The following is a 24,121-nucleotide window of genomic DNA, read 5'->3' on the forward strand; positions in this document are numbered from 1 at the left end:
ACCACCACCGAGCAACCCGCCCACCTCGACGCCGGTCCCCGCGCGGGGATGGCCCGAGCCCCGTACCGACCGTCGTCCGCGCAGCGCCGACTCTGGCTGGCCCAGCAACTCGCCCCCTCGCGTACCGACTACCACGTGCCGTTGCTCGCCCGCCTGCACGGACCGCTCGACGCCGCCGCCCTGCGCGGTGCCCTCACCGCCCTGGTCGCCCGGCACGACGTGTTGCGCACCCGCTTCACGCTGACCGGCGACGGGTTGTCGCAGGTCGTCGACCAACCCGCTCCGCTCGCCGTGAGCGAGGACGCGATGCCGGACCACGGGGCCGAGTACGACCTGCCGGCCCGGCTCGGCCGACCGTTCGACCTGGGCGACGAGTGGCCGATCCGGGCTCACCTGCGCCGCGAGGGGCCGGATCGACACCTGTTGCTGCTCATGCTGCACCACGTCGCCTCGGACGGCTGGTCAGGCGGGGTGCTGCTGCGTGACCTGGCCGAGCTGTACCGCGCCGCCCGCGACGGCACACCAGCGAGGTTGCCGCAGGTACCGCTCCGCTTCGTCGACTACGCCGCGTGGGAGACCGACCCGGAGCGGATGGCCGGCTGGGAGGGGCAGCTCGGACACTGGCGGGACCACCTCACCGACGTCCCGACCGTGGGGCTGACCCGGACCGGTCCGCCGGCGGCTCCGCCACCGGCGGACCGGTCCGGGTCGAGCGTGCCGATCCCGATCGACGACCGGCTCCGCGCCGGCATCGCCGATCTGGCCCGGCAGGCGTCGGTCACTGTGTTCAACGTGCTACACGCGGCGCTCGCCGTCCTGATCGCCCGTGAATCGGGCACCACTGAGGTCCGGGTCGGCACCGACGTGGCACACCGGGACCGCCCGGAACTGCTCGACCTGGTGGGACCCCTGGTCAACCAGGTCGTCCTGGCCACCGACCTCCGCCCGGGGACAACTCCCCGCGCCGCCGTACGGGCCGCCGCCGACGCCCGATCGACCGCGCTGGCGCACGCCGAGGTGCCGTACGAGCAGGTCGCGCGCAGCGCCGGCCGGCCGGGGGAACCACTGTTCACCACCAAGATCGTGTACGAGGACTCGATCCTGCCCCGCCAACTCGGCGATCTGACCGTCGAGTTCGTCACGGTGCCTCAGCAGCGGGCAAAGTTCGACACCACGCTCTTCTTCTGGGCCGACGACGACACCCTCACCGGCGTGCTCCAGTTCGCCCACGATGTGCTCGACGAGGCCGGCGCGGTACGCATTCGGGATGCCTACCTGGCGACCCTGCGCCGGTTCGTGACCTCACCGGACGGCCCGATCGACGGTTGGGAAGGAAACGACACACCCATGCAGCAGCCCTCGCCACAGCCCACCGGACCGGTCGGTCTGCGCGCCGTACGTCCCCGCCCGATCTCCCTCACCGATGCCACCCCGCCGCCGGAAACCGCACCACCGGTCCCGGTGACGGCGGACGGCGTGCTGCCCCGGCTGGTGACCGCCCCGCCGGGCCGGCCCGGCCTGGCCGCCTTCGTCGAGCGGCACCGCGGCCGGATCGACGAGGTGCTGCCGGTCGCCGGTGCGGTGCTGTTCCGTGGCTTCGCCGTCGACTCGGCCGAGACCTTCGAGGCCGCCGCCGCGCAGCTCTGCACAGACCTGTTCACCGAGAACGGCGAACATGTCCCGGTGCTCGACTCCGGCCACGTGCAGACCCCGGTCTTCTTCCCGCCCGAGCGCAAACTCCTCTGGCACAACGAAAACTCCTTCAACGCGCGGTGGCCGCACCGGCTGGTGTTCTGCTGTCTGCGGCCGGCGGACTCCGGCGGCGAGACGCCCCTGGTCGACGGCCGCAAGCTGTACGCACGCCTCGACCCCGCGCTGCGCCGGCGGTTCAGCGAACGGCAGGTCCGCTACGAGCGCTGCTACCAGCGGGGCGTCGGACTGACCTGGCAGCAGGTCTTCGGCACCGACGACCGGGCCGAGGTGGAGCGGGTCTGCGCCGCGCAGGACATGCGGTACGAGTGGCTTCCGGGTGACCGGTTGCGCACCATCTGCGTCCGCCCCGCCGTGGTGGCTCACCCGGTCACCGGTGAGCCCTGCTGGTTCACCCAGGCCCAGCACTGGCACCCGTACTGTCTCGACGAGGTCACCCGGGCCGGGCTGCGGGCCATGTACGGCGACGACGCACTGCCCCGGGACTGCCGGTACGGCGACGGATCGCCGATTCCCGACGAGGACATGGCCGAGGTACTGGCCGCGTACGCCGACCTGGAGGTCACGTTCGCGTGGCAACCCGGCGACGTGCTGCTTGTCGACAACGTCGCCACCGCGCACGCCCGCAATCCGTTCCACGGCGAACGCACCCTGCTGGTCGCCCTCGGCGATCCCGGATCATTCGCCGACGTTCGACTGTCGAGGGAGACCGGCGGCCTGCCGGAGGAGGCATCATGACCGAGACCCTGCCGGCGTACCGGACGTCGCGTCAGCAACGGGACCGGTTCGCCGCCGGCCCGCCCCGGCCCGTCTCCGCCCGGATCACCATCGACGGGCCGGTCGACGCCGCGCGGTTGCGGGCAGCCGTCGCCGCCGTGGTCGAACGGCACGAGGCGATCCGCGCGGTGCTGCGTTCCGCCGCCGCGCCCGACGGTGTCGTCCAGCAGATCCTGCCGACCGCGCGGGCGTGGGCGTGGGGCGAGGGCCCGCTCGACGCCGAACGGGGGCCGCTGCTGCGGGCGGTCCTCACGTCGGCCGCCACCGGTACGACGGAGTTGGTGCTCACCACGTACGACCGCAACGCCGACCCGGCCAGCTTGGTCACCCTCGCCGGTGAGGTGGCACGCGGTCACGCCGGGCAGGTTCCGACCGACGAGGTGGTGCAGTACCCGCAGTACGCCCAGTGGCAGCACGACCTGGCGCACGAGCCCCTCCCGCCGGCCGAGCCGGTGAGCGGGCCACCGCTGCCGTTCGTCGCCGACGGCGAGGACGACGAGCCGGACCAGGACCACCCGGTCGTGGTCGACGGGATCGGATCCGCGCTGGCCGGTCTGCATCGGGACGACCTCGGGGCCACCGTCCTGGCCGCGTGGGCCGCCCTGCTGACCCGGCTCAGTGACACCACCAGCGTCACGGTGGCGGTGCTCGGCGACGGTCGCGCCGGGACGGAACTCGACGGGGCGGTCGGCCCGTACGCGCACTACCTACCGGTTACCGTGCCGGTACCCGCGCAGGTCAGCGGCGGCGCGCTCGTCGCCGCCGGAAGCGCTGGGATCCGTGCGGCGCGGAGCTGGCAGGACCGCTCGGACGCCCCCGAGCTGCCGCCGGACCTGCCGGCCCTGGCCCTGGTCGACCTGGCCGGGACCCCGCCGGTCGCCGGCCACCGGGTGACCGGGGTGTCCTGCCCGCCGCCGCCCGGTCCGATCGGTCTGATCGTCGAGCGCACCGGCGACGCCGTGGCGCTGCGGGTCCACCTGCGCCCGGGTCGGTTCCTACCGGGGACCGGACCGGTGCTCGCCGACCAGCTCGGGGCGGTGCTGTCCCACCTGCTCTCCGCGCCGGACCGCCCGGTCGGGGCCGCCGACCTGTTCACCCTCCGCACCCGGAACCTGCTCGACACGGTGCGGGCACAGCGTACGGAGTCGCCGGACGGCCCCGCCGACATTCTCGGTCAGATCGCCGAGCAGGTCCGGCGTGATCCACAGCGGCCGGCGGCCGGCGACGCGCAGCGGACGCTCAGCTACGCCGAGCTCGACGACGAGTCGACGCGGCTCGCAGCGCACCTGCGTGGGCGGGGGGTGGGCCCGGGCGAGCTGGTGGCGATCTGCCTCGAACCCGGATGCGACGCACTAGTCGCGATCGTCGCGGTCATGCGCGCCGGCGCCGCCTGGCTCCCCGTCGACCCGGAGTGGCCGGTCGCCCGGACCCGGCGTGTCATCCGCAGCTCCGGCAGCTCGGTGCTGGTCAGCACCAGTCGTCTGCTGACCGCCGGTGCACCGGCCGCCGCGGATGGCACAGTCGTCCGGTTGGACCACGACGACTGGCGTGAGGCGGTGCCGGCGGCGGGAGCCCCGACCGTGCCGGACGGCTGCGACCTGGCGTACGTCATGTACACCTCCGGTTCCACCGGCACGCCGAAGGGCGTCGCGGTCACCCACCGGGGGCTCGGGAACTACCTGCGGTGGGCGCGGCAGGCGTACCGGCTCGGCCCGGACACCGTCTCCCTGGCGCACTCCCCGTTGAGTTTCGACCTGACCGTCACCTCCCTGCTGGCGCCCCTGACGGCCGGCGGCCGGGTGCACGCCGAACCTGGTGGGGTGCGGGGACTGGTGCGCGGACTCGCCGAGCAACCGGTCACGCTGCTCAAGCTCACCCCGGCGCACCTGGGCCTGCTCAGCCGGGCGGTGCCGGCCGAGCACCTTGCCGCCCTGCGCATGGTGGTGGTCGGTGGCGAGGCGCTGACCGAGGCGGCCGTCGCGCCGTGGCGTGTGCTCGCCCCCGACGCGCTGCTGGTCAACGAATACGGCCCGACCGAGACGGTGGTGGGCTGCTGTGTGTACCCGTCCCGCGGGTCGACCGGCCGGACCGCGGTACCGATCGGCCGGCCGATCGCCGGCACCCAGGTGCACCTGCTCGACCCGGCCGGCCGCCGGGTCGGACTGGGCTGCGTGGGTGAGCTGTACGTCGGTGGTGCCGGTGTCGCCCGGGGCTACCACCGGGCACCGGACGCCACCGCGGAACGCTTCGTGCCCGACCCGTTCGACGCCGGCCGGCGGTTGTACCGCACCGGGGACCTGGCCCGCTATCTCCCGTCGGGCGACCTGGAGTACGTCGGGCGCAACGACGACCAGGTGCAGATTCGTGGGTACCGGGTGGAGCCCGGTGAGGTCGAGTCGGTCCTCGGGCGGCATCCGGACGTCGCCGAGGCGGCGGCGACGGTCCGCTCGGACCCACCGACACTGCACGGCTACGTGGTTGCGGCACCGGGTGCCCGTCCCGATCCGGCGGAGCTGCGCAGCTTCCTGGCCAACCGGCTGCCGGCGTACCTGGTCCCCGCCTCGGTCACGGTGGTCGCGTCGCTGCCGACGACCGCCAACGGCAAGGTGGACCGGTCCCGGCTGCCCGACCCCGGCGGCGCCACCGCCGAGGCGCGCGCGGCCGTGCACGACGCGTCGGCCGGCACTCTGGAGCAGCGGATCGCCGGCATCTGGGCGAGCACCCTCGGGGTGACCGAGGTCGGCCTCCACGACAACTTCTTCGACCTCGGTGGGCACTCGTTCCTCCTGGTCGAGCTGGCCGGTCGGCTCCGGGAGGAGTTCGGACCGGCGGTGACCGTGTTGACCGTCGTCGAGCACCCCACCGTCGCGTCGTTGGCCGCCGCCATCGGCACCCCGGGAGACGCACCCGCAGACGGTCCGGGTCGGCAGCCCGAAGCCAACACCGGACCACCCACCGCGGACAGTCGCGCAGACCTTCGTCGCCGCGCCCAGGCCGCGGCCCGTGAACGGCATGGGAGCGCCCGATGAGTACACCGCAGACACCCCCCACCGATTCCGCGGTGCCCGCCGACGCGATCGCGGTGGTCGGCATGGCGGCCAAGCTGCCCGGCGCGCCCGACCTGCCGACCTTCTGGGCGAACCTGCGGCACGGGGTGGAGTCGATCAGCTTCTTCGGCGAGGCGGACCTGCTCGCCGACGGGTACCACCTGGACGACATCCGGCACCCGCAGTTCGTGGCCGCGCACGGCGCGCTCGCCGACAGCGGTCACTTCGACGCGGCCTTCTTCGGTTACGCGGCCCGGGAAGCCGAACTGATCGACCCCCAGCACCGGGTGTTCCTGGAGTGCGCCCACCACGCGCTTGAGGACGCCAACCTCGTGCCGCACCGTTACCCGGGCCGAATCGGGGTCTTCGCCGGCGCGGGCCTGAACACCTACTTCCTGCGCAACGTGCTGAGCCGGCCCGACGTGCTCGACGCCGCCGGTCCGACCCAGGTCGTCCTGGGCAGTGACAAGGACTACCTGGCCACCCGGGTCGCCTACAAGCTTGGCCTGACCGGGCCCGGCATCGCCGTGCAGAGCGCCTGTTCGACGTCACTGACCGCAGTCGCCCTCGGTTGCCAGAGCCTGCTGAGCTACCAGTGCGACGCGGTCCTGGCAGGCGGGGTCCGGATCAGCTCCCCCCGCCGGGTCGGCTACCGCTACCTGCCGGGCGGGGTGGCCTCCGCCGACGGCCACTGCCGCGCGTACGACGTGGCGGCGCAGGGCACGGTGGGCGGCGACGGCGCGGGCGTGGTGGTGCTCAAGCGCCTGGCCGACGCGCTCGCGGCCGGTGATCACGTCCACGGGGTGATCCTCGGTTCGGCGATCAACAACGACGGTTCGGCCAAGGCGGGTTTCACCGCACCGTCGGTGGCCGCGCAGGCCGACGTCATCGGCGAGGCGCTGGAGGTCGCCGGGGTCGACGCGCGGACCGTCTCCTTCGTCGAGGGCCACGGGACCGCAACCGCGCTCGGCGACGTGGTCGAGGTCGCCGCCCTGACCCGGGCGTTCCGCCGGCACACCGACGATGTCGGCTTCTGCGCGCTGGGCTCGGTGAAGACGAACATCGGCCACCTCGACGCGGCGGCCGGCATCGCCGGCCTGCTCAAGGCGTTGCTGGCCCTGCGGCACCGGGAGATCCCGCCCCACCTGCACTTCACCGCGCCCAACCCGGCGTTGGCGCTGGACGACAGCCCGTTCCGGGTGAACCGCACCCTCCTCGACTGGCCGGACGACGGTCGGCCCCGCCGCGCCGGGGTCAGCTCCTTCGGGCTCGGCGGCACCAACGTCCACCTGGTGTTGCAGGAGGCACCGCGGCCCGGTTCGGTCCGGCGGGAACCGGCGCAGCCGGAGCTGATCGTCGTCTCCGCCCGCTCGGCGGCGGCGTTGAACCGGTCGTCGGCGGCCTTGGCCGGGCTGCTGCGCGGTGCCGACGCACCGGCTCTGGCCGGCGTGGCCCGGACCAGCCGGACCGGCCGGCGGGTCCTGCCGTGGCGACGGGTGGTCGTCGCCGACGACCCTGGTGTGGCGGCTGACGCGCTGGCCGCCGAGATCCCGGAGGCGGTCTTCGAGGAGTCCACCGACCGGCCCGTCGCCCTCCTGCTGCCCGGACTCACCGGCTTCGAGCCGGGAACGGGGCGCGACCTGTACGACCACGTTCCCGGCTACCGGGACGACGTGGACCACTGCGCTGGCCTGCTCGCCGATGACCTCGGCCTGGACCTGCGCACGGTGATGTATCCGGCCGACGGGGCCGACGAGCGCGCCCGCGCCGCCTTGACCCGCAACTCTGTCTCGGTGCCGGCCCTGGTGGTCACCCAGTACGCGCTGACCCGTCAGCTCCTGCGGGCCGGGGTGCGACCGGAGGCGGCAGTCGGGTTCTCGCTCGGTGAGTACGTCGCGGCGACCTTGGCCGGTGTCCTCTCCCTCGAGGACTGCATGCGGCTGGTCGCCGTGCGCGGGCGGCTCTACGACACGTTGCCGCCGGGCGGCGCCCTCGCCGTCGGGCTCGCCGCCGAGGTGGTCGCGGCGGAGCTGCCCGGGGCACTGACCGTGGCGGCGTTCACCGGTCCGTCGTCGTGCACCGTCTCCGGACCGCCGGGTGAGCTGGCGGACCTCCGGGCCCGGCTGGACGCGCGGGACGTGCCGACCACGCCGGTGCGAACCACGGTGGCCGTCCACTCACCCGCCCTCGACGGCATCCTGGACGCGTACCGGCAGGTCTGCGCGACGGTCCGGTTCACCGCCCCGGCGAGCCCGTACGTGTCCACACTGACCGGTGACTGGGCGACCGCCGAGCTGGTCACCGACCCCGAGTACTGGGTCCGGCAGCTCCGCGAGCCGGTCCGGTTCAGCGCCGCGCTGCGCCGCCTGCGCGACCGGTTGCCCGAGGCCGTGCTGCTAGAGGTCGGACTGGGACACGGACTCGGTGCGCTCGCCCGCCAGCAGGGCGACACCCCACCGGCCACCGTGTCCACCCTGCACCGGGGGGCCGCGACGGTGACCGACCGCGCCGCCCTGGTCTCCGCTCTCGGGCAGCTCTGGTTGCTCGGTGTCGAGGTGGACCGGCAGCCACCGCCGGCCGGCCCACCGGTGCGGTTGCCCGGCTACCCGTTCGAGCGCGACGAGTTCTGGCTCAGCCCGGGGTCTGTCATTCCGGGGCAGGCCACCCCCGGCGCGGCGCGTCCGGTGCCGGCGGCCCCGCCGGCCCGCGCCGACCCCGCCACCTGGTTCACGATCCCCGTCTGGCGGCAGCGCCCCCGCACGGACGCCGTGGCCGTGCGCCCCGCCGGGGAACGGTGGCTGGTGCTGCGCGGACACCACCCGCTCGGCGACAGCGTCGTGGCGGAGCTGCGTGCCCGGGGTGCCGAGGTGGTGGAGGTCGCGCCCGGTCCGGCCTTCGACGCGGGCGGCCTCGAACCGGGCGGCGACGGGCCGGTGCTGGTGGACCCCGACCGGCCGGCCGACTACCGGACGCTGCTGGAGCGGCTGGCCGGCGCGGGCAGGCAGCCCGACCAGATACTGCACCTGTGGTCGATGGACGTGCCGGCACCGGACCTCCGCGCGGACACCACCACCGAGACCATTGCGGCCGTCGAGACCGGGCAGGTCCTCTCCTTCTACAGTCTGCTCTTCCTCGGACAGGCGATGGAGACCCTGCCGACCGCCGGCACCGTCGCGCTGCGGATCGTCGCCGCCGGCCTGCACTCGATCAGCGGCACCGAACGGCTCAACCCGATCACCCGCACCGTGACCGGGGCCGCCCTGGTCCTGCCCCAGGAGAACGCCGAGTTGCCCTGCCAGGTGTTCGACCTGGACCCGGATCCGGCCACCGAGGACCCCGACCGGGTGGCAGGACGGCTGCTCGACGAGTGCGGCGAACCGTCGCCGGACCCGGTCGCCTGGCGCGGTGGCCGGCGCTGGATACCCGACTGGGACGCCCTCGACCTGCCCGAGCCGGTGATAGACCCGTTCCGGGCCGCCGGCGTCTACCTGATCACGGGTGGTGCCGACGAGTACGCCGACTCCTTCACCCGCGTGCTAATCGACGACTACGCCGCCGACGTCACCATCGTCGAGCGGCCTGGTTTCCCCGCCGAGCAGCAGTGGGACGACTGGCTCGACACCCATCCCCGGCACGACGACACCAGCGAGCGGATCCGCCGCGTCCGCGCCGGGCGGGCCGCCGGTGGCCACGTCTCGGTGGTGACCGCCGACGTCGCCGCCCCGGCGCAGTTGCGCCAGGCCGTCCGATCGGTCATCGAACGGGCCGGCCGCCTCGACGGGGTGTTGCACACCGCCGGGCTGGCCGAAGAACGGGTGCACTACCTGGTCCGGGACACCACGCGGGCGGTGTGCCAGGAGCGCTTCCGCCGCCGGCTGCACGGTACGGTCGCGCTCGGCGCGGCCCTGGCCGGACTACCGGTCGGGTTCTGCCTGGTTCAGTCGACGCTGAGTCCCCAACTGGGTGGGCTGGGCCGGGTGGCGAGCGCGGCGGCGGCAACCTTCGCCCACGGTTGGGTCGATCTGCTTTCCCGTACCGCCCCCACCCGCTGGTTCAGCACCGACTGGGACGACGGTGAGTACGAGGTGGCTGCCGACCGGGAAACCGGTCTCGGCCCGCCGTTCAGCGCCGCCGAGGCGGTCGGGGCGATGCGGCGGATCCTGGCCCTGCCGGACCCGGGCCACCTCGTCGTCCTCGCCGACGACCTGCGGCCCCGCATCGACTACTGGCGGTACGGCCAGCATCGGGGGGTGGGGCCGGTCGGGGGGCCGAGCGCCGCTCATCCCCGGCCACCGCTGGCCACCCCGTACGCGGCGCCGCGCAACGACATCGAGGAACGGATCGCCGCGATCTGGCAGCTCCTGCTGGGCATCGAGAAGGTCGGCGTCGACGACGACTTCTTCGCCCTCGGCGGGCACTCGCTGCTCGGCGTGCAACTCGTCTCGCGGCTCCGGTCCGGATTCGACATCGACTTCCCGCTGCGCATCCTGTTCGAGGCGCCGACGGTGGCGGGTATGGCGCAGCAGGTCGTACAGATCCAGGCCCGGCACACCGACATCGACGACCTGGAAGCCCTCCTCGACGAGTTGGAGAAGATGGACGACGACCACGATGGGAGCGCGCCGTGACGGTGTCGGCCCACAGTGACGCCAGGTCCGGCATCTCCGTGGCCCGGCTCGCCGAGCGGGGAGCGGACCTGTTGCGGCAGGAGGACCCGGACCTGCACGCGATCCTGGACCGGGAGAACCGGCGGCAGGCACGCTCGCTGGTCATGGTCGCCTCGTCAAGCGTGGTCGATCCGTCGGTGCTGGCCTGCCTGGCGTCACCGGTGGTGAACGTGACGGCGGAGGGTTACCCGGGCCGCCGGTACCACGCCGGCTGCGCGCAGGTCGACGAGATCGAACAGCTCGCGATCGACCGGGCCCGCCGCCTCTTCGGAGCCGAGTACGCGAACGTGCAACCGCACTCGGCCTCGGTCGCCAATGAGCTGGCGCTCAGTGCCCTGCTGCGACCGGGGGACGTGATCCTCGGGATGGACCTGCACCAGGGCGGCCACCTCACGCACGGATCGCGGGCGTCCTTCTCGGGGCAGTACTTCCAGGCACACGGGTACGGGCTGGACGAGCACGGTCGCATCGACATCGGCGCAGTCCGCGCGCTGGCGCGCCGGACCCGGCCCCGACTGATCATCTGCGGGGCGACGGCGTACTCCCGCACTGTCGACTTCGCGGCCTTCCGATCGGTGGCCGACGAGGTGGGTGCGCTGCTACTGGCGGACATCTCTCACGTCGCGGGGCTGGTGGTGGCTGGGCTGCACCCCAACCCGGTCGACCACGCGCACATCACCACCACCTGCACCCACAAGCAGCTCTTCGGCCCGCGCGGCGGCTTGGTGCTGCTCGGCCGGGACGCGACGACGCCCGTGCCGGGTGGTCACGGCAGCACCCTGGCCGAGGCGATGCAGCGTTCGGTCTTCCCGTTCTTCCAGGGAGCACCGGCGGTCAACGTGATCGCCGCGAAGGCGCGGGCCTTCGACCGGTGCGCCACCACGGAGTTCCGGGACCTGGCCGCACGCATCGTCGACGACGCCCGGGCGCTGGCCGACGCGTTCGCCCGGTTCGGGTACCGGGTGGTGTCCGGGGGCACGGACAACCACATCGTGCTGCTCGACCTGACCGACACCGGGTTGAGCGGGCTGGTTGCCCAGAACGCCCTGGAATCGGTGGGGATCCTGGTCAACAAGAACCACGTACCCGGCGACCGACGGCCCGCCTCGGTCACCAGCGGGCTCCGGCTGGGCACCAACACCCTCGCCGTACGCGGAGCCGGGCCGGTCGACATGCCGACCTGCGCCCGGCTGGCGGACCGGGTGCTGCGGGCGGTACAGCCTCGCGGGGACCGGGACTTCCACCTCGACGCCGGTACCGCCGAACAGGTGTCGGCCGACGTGGCGGCGCTCTGCGAGCGCTGGCCGTTACCGCGCTACCCGGCCGACGACCTTGCCTGCACCACGCCCGCCTGGCCGAGTTGACCCCGACGAGGAGAACCTCCATGGACCTGGATTCCGAGACGCTGACCAGAATCTCGGCGTTGTCCCCACGCAAGCAGGCGCTGCTGGCCGAGCGGCTCCGGCGACCGGTGGGAACGGAGCACGCACCGATCGGGCGTCGGCCGGACGGCCCCATCCCGCTCTCCTTCGCCCAGCAGCGGCTGTGGTTCCTGGACCAGCTCGACCCGGGCACGGCGCACTACAACATCCCCCTCGCCGCCACCATCCGGGGCCCGATCGACGTACCGGTGCTCGAACGCAGCCTCAACGTGCTCGTCGAGCGGCACGAGAGCCTGCGCACCAGCTTTGTCCTCGGTGACGACGGTCCGGTCCAGGTCGTGCACGAACGGACCTGGGTGCCGCTGGAGGGGCACGACCTGGCTGACCTGCCCGAGCCGGACCGGAGCGCCGCCCTGGACGACCTGGTGGTGAAACACGCCAACCGGCCGTTCGCCCTCGACCGGGCGCCGTTGCTGCGGGTCGGACTGGTGCGTCTGGGACCCGCCGAACACGTGTTGATGGCCTCGATCCACCACATCATCGCCGACACCTGGTCGATGGAGCTGGTGCTGCGGGAGCTGTCGGTGACCTACGAGGCGCTGACCCACGGGCAACGCCCGCCCCTGGACGACCTCGTCGTGCAGTACCCCGACTACGCCCACTGGCAGCGGTCAGCGCTGCAGGGGGAGGCGCTCGACGCGCAGGTCGCGTACTGGCGGGACCAGCTCGCTGGAGAGGTGCCGGTGCTGGACCTGCCCACCGACCGGGCCCGCCCGGCGCAGCAGAGCTACCGGGGCGCGCAGTACGTCGAGTGGCTGCCGGCGGATCTCGCCGAGCGGGCACGGGAACTGGGCCGCGAGGCGCGTACCGGAACGTTCAGCGTCTTCCTCGCCGGCCTCACCGCGCTGCTGGGCCGGTACAGCGGCCAGGACCGGGTCGGCATCGGCACCCCGGTGGCGAACCGGGGCCGGCCGGAGCTCGCCGGCATGGTCGGCTACCTGTCCAACACGGTGCTGCTGCGGACGGACCTGCGTGACGACCCGACCTTCACGGAGCTGTTGGCCCGCGCCCACCGGACGAATCTTGGGGCCCTGGCCAACCAGGACCTTCCCTTCGACCGCATCGTGGAGATCGCCCAGCCCGACCGGGATCTCAGCCGGACGCCGCTGATCCAGGTGATGTTCGTCTTCCGGGCCGGCGGTGGTTCCGAGCCCGGGGCACAAGCCGTCCTTCCCGGGCTCGACGAGGCGCTGGCGATCGACAACCACACCGCCAAGTTCGATCTGACCTTCGGCCTGGAGGAGAACGGCGGCAGCTTCCGGCTCGCCGTTGAGTACAGCACCGACCTGTTCGACGAGGCGACCGTCGTCCGGATGGTCGGGCACCTGACCACCCTGCTCACCGCCGCACTGGCCGACCCGACGCTCAAGCTGGCCGACCTGCCGCTGCTGACGGCGCCGGAGGAGGAACAGATTGTCGTCGAGTGGAACCGCACCGACACCGGGTACCCGTCCGACCGCTGCCTGCACGAGCTGATCGAGGAACAGGTCGACCGCGACCCCGAAGCACTCGCCGTGGTCACCGGCACGGGATGGCTGACGTACGCCGAGCTGGACGTCCGGGCGAACCAGCTCGCCCACCACCTGATCGCCCGCGGCGCCGGGCCGGACGTGCCGGTGGGGATCTGCCTGGAGAAGTCCCTCGACCTGGTCGTCGGTCTGCTGGGCATCGCCAAGGCCGGCTCGGCCTACCTGCCGTTGGACCCGACGTACCCGGCGGAGCGGCTGCGGTACATGCTGGACACCGCCGCCGCACCGCTGGTGGTGGGTACGGCCGCGAGCGCCCCGTGGGCTGCATCGGTCTCCGGCGTCCGGCTGGTCGACGTCGACGCGGACCGGGCGTCCGTCGCGGCGGAGCCGACCCGACGGCCCCGCCCGGCCGTCACCCCGGAGAACCTGGCGTACGTCATCTTCACCTCGGGCAGCACCGGGCGGCCGAAGGGAGTGCTCCTCGACCACCGCGGCCGGGTCAACAACTTCAGCGACTTCAACCGCCGGTTCGGCATCGGACCCGGCGACCGCCTGCTCGGGCTGGCCGCCACCGGGTTCGACATGTCCGCCTACGACGTGTTCGGCACCCTGATGGCCGGGGCCACCCTGGCGCTGCCGGACCCGGGCACTGAACGCGACCCGGAACACTGGCACCGGGTGGTCGCCGAGCACCGGGTGACGGTATGGCACACCGTGCCGGCCCTGCTGGAAATGTTCGTCGAGGCGGGTGAGTCGGTCGGGGCCGGTCCGCTGCCGATCCGGCTCGCGCTGCTCGGCGGGGACTGGATCCCGCTCAGCCTCCCCGACCGACTCCGGGCCCTGGCACCCGGTGCGCGGGTGGTCAGCCTCGGTGGCGCCACCGAGGTGTCGATGGACTCGACGATCTACCTCGTCGACGAGGTGGACCCCACCTGGCGCAGCATCCCGTACGGCCGACCGATGGCCAACCAGCGGTGCTTCGTCCTGGACTCCCGGATGCGACCGGTCCCGGTCGGGGTGCCGGGCGACCTGTACCTGGCCGGCGTCGGAGTCGGCCGCGGCTACCTGGGCGACACCGAGTTGACCCGTGCCAAGTTCCTGGCCAGCCCGCTGCCACAGTGGCCCGACGAGCGGCTCTACCGCACCGGCGACCGGGCCCGGTACCGCGCCGACGGCAACCTGGAACTCCTCGGCCGCAGCGACTTCCAGGTCAAGATCCGGGGCTGGCGGATCGAGCCCGGTGAGGTGGAGAGCGCGCTGCGCGCCCAGGACGGTGTCAAGGAGGCTCTGGTCACCGTCTCACCCGACGACGGTACGCCCCGACGGCTGATCGCCTACCTGGTCGCCGAACCGGGCGGCGCACTGGACCCGGCGGTGGTCCGGGCGGCGGCGCAACAGATCCTTCCCGACTACCTGGTCCCGGCCGTGCTGATGCCACTGGAGTCGTTCCCGCTGACCCCGAACGGCAAGATCGATCGAGGTCGGTTGCCCACCCCCGACGCCGGTGGCGAGGCCGCCGGAACCCCGTACGTCGCCCCCCGGGACCGCACAGAACAGGTTCTCGCCGACATCTGGTCGGAGCTTCTCGGGTTGGACCGGGTGGGGATCGAGGACAACTTCTTCGCCCTCGGTGGCGACTCCATCACCACCATCCAGGTGGTGTCCAGGGCCCGGCGGGTCGGCGTGTCCCTCTCACCCCGGCAGATGTTCCAGCACCAGACGATCGCCGAGTTGGCCCGGGACGCGTCGACCGTCACCGACGAGGAGCCTGGTGCCCCGGACGAACTGCCGCCGCTGACCGCACCGACCCCGGCGGAACTGGCCCGGCTGCGGGCTGAGATTCCCGACCTGGTCGACGTGTACCCGTTGCCGCCGATGCAGCGGCACATGCTGCGCCGGCAGTTGGCCCACCCCCGTCCCGGGCAGTACGTCATCCAGGCCGACTACCTCTTCGTCCGCGACGGGCTCGACCTGGACGCGCTCACCGAGGCGTGGCAGTACGTGGTGCGTCGCCACCCCACTCTGCGTACCTCCTTCCACTGGGCGGGCCTCGCCGAGCCGTTGCAGGTCGTCCACGCCGACGCGACCATCCGGATCAGCCGTCACGACCTGCGGGGTCTCGACACCGCCGGGCAGGTCGCCCGGCAGGACGAGATCGTCGAGGCGGACCGGGCGGTGGGCTTCGACCTGGGCGGCGCGCCGCTGCTGCGCCTGCACCTGTTGCAGATCGACGACGGCACCTACAAGTACGTCTGCACTAACCACCACATCGTGCTCGACGGTTGGTCCCGGGCCATCGTCCAGCAGGAGGTCTTCGCGGTCTACCAGGCGATCCTCGACGGCGAGACGCCACGGCTGCCGACCCTGACCCCGTTCCGGGACTACGTCGCCTGGCTGCGCGGGCGGGACATGGACACGGCGGCCCGGTTCTGGCGTGACCACCTGGCCGGCTTCGACGGGCCCACCCCCGTGGTGGCCGCCGTCGGGCGGCCGGACCCGGTCGTGGGAACCGAATTCGCCAAGCAGCGGATCCCGCTGGACCCGGTGACCCACGAGGCACTGGCCGAGTACTGCCGGGCGCACCGGCTCACCGTCAACACCGTGATCCAGGGAGCGTGGCTGCTGCTCATGGCGGCCTACACCGGGCGCAGGGACGTCGTGCTCGGGGTCACCTCGTCCGGCCGGGCGACGGAGTTCCCGGGGGTGGACACGGTCACCGGGCTGTGCATGAACACGCTTCCGGTACGCGTCACGGTGGACCCGGACCGGCCGGCGAAGGAATGGCTGGCCGACCTCCAGGCGGATCAGGTGGAGCTGCGGCAGTACGAGTACAGCTCGGTGGAGGAGGCACTGGGTGTCGAACTGCTCGACCTCTTCGAGTGCATGATGGTCTTCGAGAACTATCCCTGGGACGGCTCGCTGAACAATCTCGCCTCCCGCGTCGACCTGGAGCACCCTCTCGCCCAGGCCGACTACCAGGTGGCGCAGTTCGAGTTCCCGCTCCGGGTCGAGGTGGTGCCAGGCGCCGACACGCTCCTGATCATGCACTACTACCCGGGGGTGTTCGACCACGACACAGTGACCGCGATGATCGCCGACTGGGACGCCACCATCGCCGGCCTGGCCGCTCGTGGCGACGGGCCGCTCGGCGGCGTCGCCGTCACCACCGTCCGGCTCGGAGCCGGCCGGTGAGCCCGGTGACCTGGCGGCTCTGCCTGGCCGGCGCCGGCAACGTGGGCCGCTCACTGATCGACCTGCTCGACGAGCGTGGCCCGGACCTGGCCGCCCGGTACGGCGTACGCCTGGCGGTGGTCGGCGTCGCCGAACTCGGCGGCGCCGCGCTGCACCGGGACGGGCTGGACCTGTCGACGCTGCGCGCCACCCTGTCCGGCGGGCGGGCGCTGGCCGACCTGCCCGGCGTGGGCAGACCAGGGCTGGAGCCGCTGCCGCTGCTCGCCGAGTGCGGCGCGGACATCCTGGTCGAGGCGACCCCGGTGAACCTGACCGACGGTCAGCCGGCCCTGGACACGGTCCGGTATGCCCTCACCCATGGCGTCCACGCCGTACTCGCCAACAAGGCGCCCCTCGCCCTGCGCTACGCGGAGCTGGCTGCCCTGTCCCATCCGGCCGACCGGTGGCCAGCCGGGCCGGGCGCGATCGCGCCGGCCGCAACCGGTGCGACCTCGTCGTCCGGTCGGCTCCGCTTCAGCGCCACCGTCGCGGGCGCCCTGCCGGTGGTCACCATCGGCCGCCGGGACCTGGCCGGCGCCCGGATCGACCGGGTCGAGGCGATCTTCAACGGCACGTCGCAGAGCGTGCTGCGCGCGATGGAGGCAGGCGTCGACTTCGCGGACGCGGTCTGGGACGCCCAACGACGTGGCATCGCCGAGGCCGACCCGAGCCTCGACGTCGGCGGACACGACGCCGCCTGCAAGCTGGCGATCCTGGCCAACGCGGTCCTCAGCCAGCCGACCACCCTCGCCGACATCGCCGTCACCGGCATCGACGCCTGCAGCCCGGCCGACCTCGCCGCCGCCCGCGACCGGGGGGAGCGGATCGTGCCGCTCTGCCTGGCCGAGCGAACGGGCACCGGCTACCACCTGGCCGTACGACCGGCTCCACTGCCGCAGGACCACCCGCTGGCGATGATCGGTCCGGACGAGATGGCGGTGTCGTTCACCACCGACCGGGTCGACCGGCTGGTGGCGGTCAGCCTGGAGCCGGGCCCCGAGCCGGCGGCGGCAGCGCTGCTCCGGGACATCCTCGACATCGCCGGCGCGCAGCCGACCGGCCCGACATCCGGCGGTACACATGCACGGTGAGCAGCACACGACCGGCGCTCCGGTGCTGGTCGGGCCGGGTCGGCTCGACCTCACCCCCGAGGAGGCCGCTCAGGTCCACGACCTGGTCGACACCCTGCGGACGACGCACGGCGCGGCGGACTCATCGGCCTTCCTGCGGGACGTGGCGGTGGCCGGCGGCCAGCTACCGGCCCGACTACGCCGGTTTCTGACCGAGCTGCGGACCGCAGAGCAGCACGCGACCTGTGTCATCTCCGGTTTCCAGGTCGACGACGCGTCGATCGGGCCGACGCCGGCGGGCTGGTCCCAGCAGCCCGACCGCCGGACCACCCTGGCCGAGGAGATGTGGCTGGTGCTCTGCGCCACGGCACTCGGGGACGTGTTCGGTTGGGCTACCCAGCAGGAGGGTGCCCTGGTCCACGACATCTGCCCCGCACCCGGCTTCGAGCACAGCCAGCTCGGCAGCGGCAGCACCGAACTGCTGTGGTGGCACACGGAGGAGGCCTTCCACCCGTTGAAGTGCGACTACCTGGGGCTGTTCTGCCTGCGCAATGACGCCCGCGTCCCCACCACCTTCGCCACCGTGGAGAACCTCCACCTCGACGAGGCGACCCGCGAGGTGCTCTTCGAACCGCGTTTCGTCATCCGGCCCGACGACTCGCACCTGGAGCAAACCCACGGCTCGTCGACGGCGACCGGACGGACCGCGGTCCTGCTCGACGCGGCCCGCCGGCGGGTCCGGGAGATGAACGAGCGGCCGTTCCCGGTCGCGGTGCTCTCCGGTGACCCGTCGTCGCCGTACCTGTCCATCGACCCGTTCTACATGCGGGTGCCGGAGGACGACCCGGTCGCCGCCGAGGCGCTACGGCGGATTTGCGCGGCCATCGACGGCTCCCTCCAGGAGGTGGCGCTGGCACCGGGGGAGATCCTGTTCATCGACAACTTCCGGGCGGTACATGGACGGCGGCCCTTCCAGGCCCGCTACGACGGCCGGGACCGCTGGCTGAAGCGCGTCAACATCACCCGGGACCTGCGCAAGTCCCGGGCGTTCCGGCACCACTCCGACTCGAGGATCATCTACTGATGGACACCCGCCAGGGCGCCCCGTCGCGCCGCCTGACCCTGCTCGCCGGCGAGTTCGCCGTGCACCGCCTCGCGCCCGACGCGCCCGTACCAGGGTGGGCACTGGCCGGAACCACCCCGTTCACGTCGGTCACTCGCACCCGGCACGAACTGTCCCTCATCCTGCCCGTCGAGGCCGTGCCGCCACCCTCTCGTACTGGCGCGGGGTGGCACTGCCTGCGCGTCGAAGGACCGTTCGGACTGGACGAGCCGGGAGTCCTGCACAGCGTGGTCGCACCGCTGGCCGCCGCCGGCGTGAGTGTGTTCGCCGTCGCCACCTACGACACCGACCACCTGCTCGTCACCGACCTGCCCGGGGCGCTCGCAGCCCTGACCGGCGCCGGGCACCGGGTGGAACGGGAAAAGCCGTGAACGGGCGGCCCGTGCGGACCGGGGCCAACCCGTGGGTGGTGCGGTGGCGGCACGTTCCCCGGCCGCGACTGCGCCTGTTCTGCTTCCCGTACGCCGGTGGCGGCGCGGCGGTGTACCGGGAATGGCCGGCGCTGCTACCTGAGGACATCGAGGTGTGCGCGATCCAGCCGCCGGGGCGCGAGAACCGCTCCGGCGAGCCGCTGCTGGACCGGGTGGAACAGCACCTGCCGCCCCTGATGGAGGTGCTGCGGGCTGCGGGCGACGTCCCCTACGCGACCTTCGGGCACAGCCTCGGCGCGATGGTGAGCTTCGAGGTGGTGCGCCGGCTGCACCGCGAGGGCGGGCGGCTGCCGACCCGGATGTTCGTCTCCGGACGGCCGGCCCCGCAGATCGGGCCCTCCTACACGCCCATCCACGAGCTGCCGGACGACGAGTTCTGCGCCAGCGTCGTCCGGCTCAACGGCACCGACGCCGACCTGTTCACCCATCCGGAACTGGCCGCATACTTCGTCCCGATCCTCCGCGCCGACTTCGCGGTCAGTGAGCGACATCGCCACGCCGCCGGTGCCGCTCTCCCAGTACCGGTCACCGCCTACTGCGGGGCGGAGGATCCCACTGTGTCAGCGGAGGCGATGGCGGGGTGGGCGGAGCAGACGTCAGCCGCCTTCGCGCTGCGGGTCCTTGCCGGTGACCACTTCTTCCTCCGGTCGGCCCGGTCCCAACTGCTGGCCGACGTGGCCCACCACCTGCGTCCCCGGCCGGCTCCCGCCGGCCGGCCCCAACCGGTCCCGACCTCGACCTGCAAGGAGTAGGCCCATGTGGCCCAGCATCATCACCATCGAGAAGTTCCTCGACGACGACGACCTAGACACCATCCAGGAGAGCATCGACGCGGCGGCATTCGTCGACGGCGCGATCTCCGCCGGGGGTGGCAACCTGGACGTGAAGAACAACCGGGAGATGGCCGCCGAACAACCGTACGTCGAGATTGTCAAGCTGGTGGAGCGGGCGATCCGGCGCAGCCCGGAGTTGAACTTCTCCGTCTTCCCCCGCGCCATCACCCGGGCCATCGTCAACCGGTACGACGAAGGCATGTCGTACGGCATGCACATCGACTCTCCGGTCATCGGATTCATGGCGCAGCAGCAGGCGTACGGTTCGTTCGGGCAGAACTACCTGCGGAGCGACTTCTCGATGACCGTCTTCCTGACCGACCCGGCAAGCTACGACGGCGGTGAGCTGACCTTCGCCAGCCCGTGGGGAAGCCAGGTCTACAAGTTGCCGATCGGCTCTGCGGTGATCTATCCGACCGGGATGCCACACGAGGTGACCACGGTGACCCGGGGATCCCGCCTCGCTGCGATCCTGTGGATGCAGAGCATGATCCGCGATCACGAACAGCGCCGACAGGTCAGTGAACTGAATGTCCTCGCGCAGGAACTCCTCGCTCTCGACCGGACCTCCCCGCTGGCGCTCAAGGCCCGCGACCTGGCGGCCAACGCGCTCCGCCTGGCCGCGGACGTCTGACGCCGGGTCTCAACGCAGCCAGTGCTCCAGGGACCGCTGGAGGTTCGCCGGGCAGGACAGGAAGGCCAGGTGCGCTCCCTCCAACTCCTCGTACTCGACCTGCGCACACTCCGTCCATCCCGGCCGGACCTGGTCGGGCGGCACGACGTCGTCGCCGGTCCAGCCCAGCAGGGTCACAGGCACCGGGACCCGCGCCCCGGCCGGGTAGGAGTAGTCGCGTTGGGTCTCCAGGTCGTGCCGGAGCACCTGGGTCAACAGGTCGACGAAGTCCTCCCGGATCGGAACCCCCGCTCGCTCGAACAACGTCCGGGTTTCGGCGTGCAGGTCCGCCGTCGACAGGTCGACGAAGTTGAGGTAGCCGTACAGGCCACGGTGTGGTGCCCCCCAGGACGAGGCCACCAGCCGCCGGGGCAGCGGGCAGCCCCGGCGTTCCAGCTCGAAGATCGTCTCCAGGGCGTACGGGACCGCGCCGCAGTGCCCCACGAAGTAGTAGTCGCGGTCGAGGTACGGCATCAGCGCGTCCGCCAGATCGCCGGCGAACGCCCGATGGGTGCGGTGCGCGGGCTCCCGCGTGCGGTTCTCCCGTCCGGGGGGTTGCACCCCCACCACCGCCACCTCACCGATCCGCGCCGGCCAGGGACGGTACGACGAGGCACCCACCCCGGCGTACGGGAAGGCGAATGCGAGTGGGCCGGCCGGCGGGGCGGGTACGAACCACCGGCCCGGCCGGACGGGGACCGCGGTCCTCGGTTCGGGTGCCATCGCGCGATGGTAGCCCGGATCGGGGCGGGAAACGGTGGCCCCGCTTCGCTTGACCTGTCCTTTCGCATGGACCAGGCTGGCCCGATGGAGGCGGCGACGTACCTGGCGAGCATCCGTGCGGACAGTGACCGGCTGGTCCGGGCCGCGGTCGGTGATCTCCACGCCCCGGCTGCCGGTTGTCCGGGTTGGACCGTCTCGGACGTCGTCGAGCACCTCGCCGTGGTTTACCTGGACAAGATCGCTCAGACCCGGTTGCTGCGGGAGCCGTCGCCGTGGCCACCTCCGGCGCCGCCGGACCCGGTCGGTTGGCTGACCGACGCCCGAGACGAGCTGGTCGACCTGTTCGCCCAGCTCGGGCCGGCCGCGCCGTCGCACACCTGGCACGCGCCGGACCAGACCGTCGGTTTCTGGCTTCGACGGATGGCCTTGGAGACCGCAGTCCACGCCGGTGACGTGACGGCGGCGTTCGGCGAACGTGGCACCGTCGACATGGCGCTGGCGGTCGACGGGATCGACGAGGTGCTCGAAGTGATGCTTGCGGGAGACTGGTCCGACGCGCCGCAACCCGGACCGGATCACCAGGTGAGGCTGCTGGCCGGAGGTCGCTCCTGGCTGATCTCGCTGACCACTGAACTCGTGACCGTCGACCGGGATCCACTGCCACCCGGACCGGCGGAGGGAGTCGTCGAGGCTACCGCTTCCGATGCGTTCCTGTGGTTGTGGCGCCGGCTTCCCGACGAAGCGGTCGGCCGCCGGGGAGACCAGGCTGCGGTGGCCCGGCTGCGGGACTGGATGGGTGTCGTCACCGGTTGACCGGTCCCGCTGTCAGCTTGCGGCTGAGCTGCCTGCCCAACGCCCGCTGCAGGACACCATGTGCCGCCTGCGTAGCAGGATGAGGATCAGACGCTTCCAGTGCCTCTCGGGCATGTCCGGTCCTGGTGCAGCGATCGGCGTTACCAGCAGCGCCACATAGTTGGCCCGGTCCGCCGGGCTGGCCCAGGGACAATCCCGCAAAAACCGGTCGAGTAGGAACGCGCGCGCGTCGGCTACCTGCTCCGGGGTGGGCTGGTTGCGGCCACGCTGCCATCGCTCGCCGACGTGTTGGCCACTGCGGCCCTGAAGGGGCCAGGGAAACCTGTTGGTCCTCGGACCCAAAGAACTCGAACCATTCCCTCGGAACGGGGTGTTCTACGCAGTCGGACGCTGGTGCGTTGCCCGCCCTGACGACGAGCAGATCCAGGGATTGAAAGGGAGGCTCTAGGCGACCAGCGCTCCCGCACTTCGCTCGTCGCACCTTCCACGTGCAGCACCACGCCTGGCGAAGCTGGCCTTCCCGGCGCCGGCACAGCCACCTGAGGTTGTGCGCGTCCGACCGGATCAGCATCCAGGGTGTCAACACCCCGACTCCCAGAACCCTCGCCACCGACATCACAGGTGGGGCTTGCCCGATGAGCACCGCCAGTCGGTCGAGGCACAAGTCGGAATCACCGCCGCTTTGATCGCGTCACTATCCCGCGGGCATGACCGACAATGCGCGCCCGGCCGACGACGACCCAAGGCGGAGCAGCCAATGCCGTTCCTCGCCTTTTCCGGCGATGTCGGCAAGCCAACCAGCTGAGTCCGAGGGCCGCGTGGCATCGCGCATATAAGATTCTCTCAATGTCGTACTCGTCTGGTGGTCGGCCATCTCCGGCTCCTGGTGGCTCCCGATTCAGGGTGGACGGTTCGGTCCTGGCCGCCGTCGTCGCGGTGCTCGGATTACTGGTGGCCTGCGTCGCCATGATTCCGGACTGGGCTGGTCTGATCAGCAGCGATCCTGACCCCGTCGCTTCATCCGATCGCCCCGGCCTGTCGACGACCGCCACCTCGGCCCCGGCGGCGGGCGGCAGCACGCTGCCGTCGATGACCGCCACCTCGACCCCGGCGGAGCCCGCGCCCGCCGCCACCAGTGACTTTCTTCCACCTGAGCAACTCGACCGCTTCAAGATCCCTGGCGGGCACGACTATGCGAAGGTCGACTTCGATAGTCACCCGCCCCGTACCTGGGTCGATGTCTTTCGTTCGAGCGGCATGGACCTGGAGTACAGCACCTTCGGTCTCAAGATCGGCGACAAGGTCCTCATGGGTTCGGGCCCGGCAAAGCGGCCTGCCAGCCCCGAAGAATGCCTCTCGGCCGCCCAGACCCAGTCGCTGGGCACGGAAATCAACCACCAAGACATCGAATCCGGAATGGTTCTCTGCGTGTCGACCACGAAAGACAATGTGGCCTGGCTCAAGCTGCTGCGGACTCGCACCCGATCAGGGGGCGGCAAGCCCGACCTGGAGTTCACCGTGGTGGTCTGGCACCGCCGCTGACCGGCCGACGTCGTCCTACGGTCAGGCCGCCCTGACCCGGCGCCGGTCCGGTCCAGAGCGGTCCGGTTGAGTGGCCACGGTAGACGGGTACATCATCGCAGGTGAGGAAGAGGTCATTGCTTAGCTTGGATGACCGCTGTCGTCGAGCCTGACGGCGCGCCCGGTCAAGTGCCGGGATCAGTGTCGTCCTGTTTCTCTTCCCCGGTGTCGAAGAACCTCGTCAGGTAGGCAGGTGGATCCAGGTCGCTGGCCCGCAGCAGCGAGAAGACCTCCGCCCCGTGCCCGGGCGCATCAAACAGCCGATACGCTTGGGAGAGTCCTACAAAGTCCATGTCGGACTGGTCCGCCGCATGGCCGAGGGCTTCGTCCTCCGCGAACGCGATCGCCTCGTTGAAACCTGCGGCGCGCCACAGCGTCAGCCGTTCCTCGTACAACTGGCTCGCCGAGTCGCCGCCCACGCGGAAGACGCAGCGAACGCAGAACCAGCCAACCTCGCTCTGCGTCTGTTCGTTCGGTCTGGCCATCGGCACATCGTCTCGCGTCGGCTCGCTGGCTGCGAGCCCATCTGCC

The 24,121-nt window shown here is 72.0% G+C and carries 14 protein-coding genes; 12 read left to right on the forward strand and 2 right to left on the reverse strand.

Annotation, left to right across the window (positions count from 1 at the left end; genetic code table 11):
• From Vlu01_RS17575 to Vlu01_RS17620, 10 genes are all read left to right on the forward strand, one after another.
• Positions 1-2,448, forward strand: a 2,448-nt coding sequence (locus Vlu01_RS17575) for a condensation domain-containing protein (RefSeq protein WP_204000703.1), incomplete at its 5' end; no start/stop codon positions are given.
• The gene (locus Vlu01_RS17580) at positions 2,445-5,516 is read left to right on the forward strand and encodes a non-ribosomal peptide synthetase (RefSeq protein ID WP_204000706.1); all 3,072 of its coding nucleotides are present in this window, start codon (positions 2,445-2,447) and stop codon (positions 5,514-5,516) included. The genes Vlu01_RS17575 and Vlu01_RS17580, both read left to right, overlap by 4 nt.
• Complete coding sequence (locus Vlu01_RS17585; protein WP_204000709.1) at positions 5,513-10,162, forward strand: type I polyketide synthase; 4,650 nt, start codon at positions 5,513-5,515, stop codon at positions 10,160-10,162. The genes Vlu01_RS17580 and Vlu01_RS17585 overlap by 4 nt, the downstream gene beginning before the upstream one ends.
• Positions 10,159-11,565: a serine hydroxymethyltransferase gene (glyA, locus tag Vlu01_RS17590; RefSeq protein ID WP_204000715.1), complete on the forward strand. Its 1,407-nt coding sequence runs from the start codon at positions 10,159-10,161 to the stop codon at positions 11,563-11,565. Before Vlu01_RS17585 ends, glyA begins: the two co-directional genes overlap by 4 nt.
• Positions 11,566-11,585: 20 nt before the next feature.
• Positions 11,586-16,304: a non-ribosomal peptide synthetase gene (locus Vlu01_RS17595; RefSeq protein ID WP_204000720.1), complete on the forward strand. Its 4,719-nt coding sequence runs from the start codon at positions 11,586-11,588 to the stop codon at positions 16,302-16,304.
• Entirely contained in the window at positions 16,301-17,434 is a 1,134-nt protein-coding gene (locus Vlu01_RS17600; RefSeq protein WP_204000724.1) for a homoserine dehydrogenase, read from the forward strand. Before Vlu01_RS17595 ends, Vlu01_RS17600 begins: the two co-directional genes overlap by 4 nt.
• The gene (gntD, locus tag Vlu01_RS17605) at positions 17,424-18,497 is read left to right on the forward strand and encodes a guanitoxin biosynthesis L-enduracididine beta-hydroxylase GntD (protein WP_204000727.1); all 1,074 of its coding nucleotides are present in this window, start codon (positions 17,424-17,426) and stop codon (positions 18,495-18,497) included. The genes Vlu01_RS17600 and gntD overlap by 11 nt, the downstream gene beginning before the upstream one ends.
• Entirely contained in the window at positions 18,497-18,907 is a 411-nt protein-coding gene (locus Vlu01_RS17610; RefSeq protein WP_204000730.1) for an ACT domain-containing protein, read from the forward strand. The genes gntD and Vlu01_RS17610 overlap by 1 nt, the downstream gene beginning before the upstream one ends.
• Positions 18,904-19,719 (forward strand): thioesterase II family protein, encoded by an 816-nt coding sequence (locus Vlu01_RS17615; RefSeq protein ID WP_204000732.1) that lies wholly within the window; start codon positions 18,904-18,906, stop codon positions 19,717-19,719. Before Vlu01_RS17610 ends, Vlu01_RS17615 begins: the two co-directional genes overlap by 4 nt.
• A 4-nt stretch (positions 19,720-19,723) precedes the next feature.
• Positions 19,724-20,434 carry a Fe2+-dependent dioxygenase gene (locus Vlu01_RS17620; protein ID WP_204000735.1) on the forward strand — a complete coding sequence of 237 codons (711 nt, stop codon included), beginning with the start codon at positions 19,724-19,726 and terminating at the stop codon, positions 20,432-20,434.
• Positions 20,435-20,443: 9 nt separating this feature from the next.
• Here the strand turns inward: Vlu01_RS17620 and Vlu01_RS17625 are convergent, their stop codons facing one another.
• Positions 20,444-21,196 (reverse strand): thioesterase II family protein, encoded by a 753-nt coding sequence (locus tag Vlu01_RS17625; RefSeq protein ID WP_204000738.1) that lies wholly within the window; start codon positions 21,194-21,196, stop codon positions 20,444-20,446.
• Between the two features lie 84 nt (positions 21,197-21,280).
• On the opposite strand from Vlu01_RS17625, the gene Vlu01_RS17630 reads away from it, so the two are divergent.
• Both Vlu01_RS17630 and Vlu01_RS17635 read left to right on the forward strand, forming a co-directional pair.
• Positions 21,281-22,009 (forward strand): maleylpyruvate isomerase family mycothiol-dependent enzyme, encoded by a 729-nt coding sequence (locus Vlu01_RS17630; RefSeq protein WP_204000743.1) that lies wholly within the window; start codon positions 21,281-21,283, stop codon positions 22,007-22,009.
• A gap of 903 nt (positions 22,010-22,912) precedes the next feature.
• Positions 22,913-23,551 (forward strand): hypothetical protein, encoded by a 639-nt coding sequence (locus Vlu01_RS17635; protein WP_204000747.1) that lies wholly within the window; start codon positions 22,913-22,915, stop codon positions 23,549-23,551.
• 164 nt (positions 23,552-23,715) lie between these two features.
• On the opposite strand, the gene Vlu01_RS17640 is transcribed toward Vlu01_RS17635, so the two are convergent.
• Entirely contained in the window at positions 23,716-24,075 is a 360-nt protein-coding gene (locus Vlu01_RS17640) for a hypothetical protein (RefSeq protein ID WP_204000750.1), read from the reverse strand.
• Positions 24,076-24,121: the final 46 nt, after the last annotated feature.

The organism is Micromonospora lutea (assembly GCF_016863535.1).
GTDB classification, from domain to species: Bacteria; Actinomycetota; Actinomycetes; order Mycobacteriales; family Micromonosporaceae; genus Micromonospora; species Micromonospora lutea.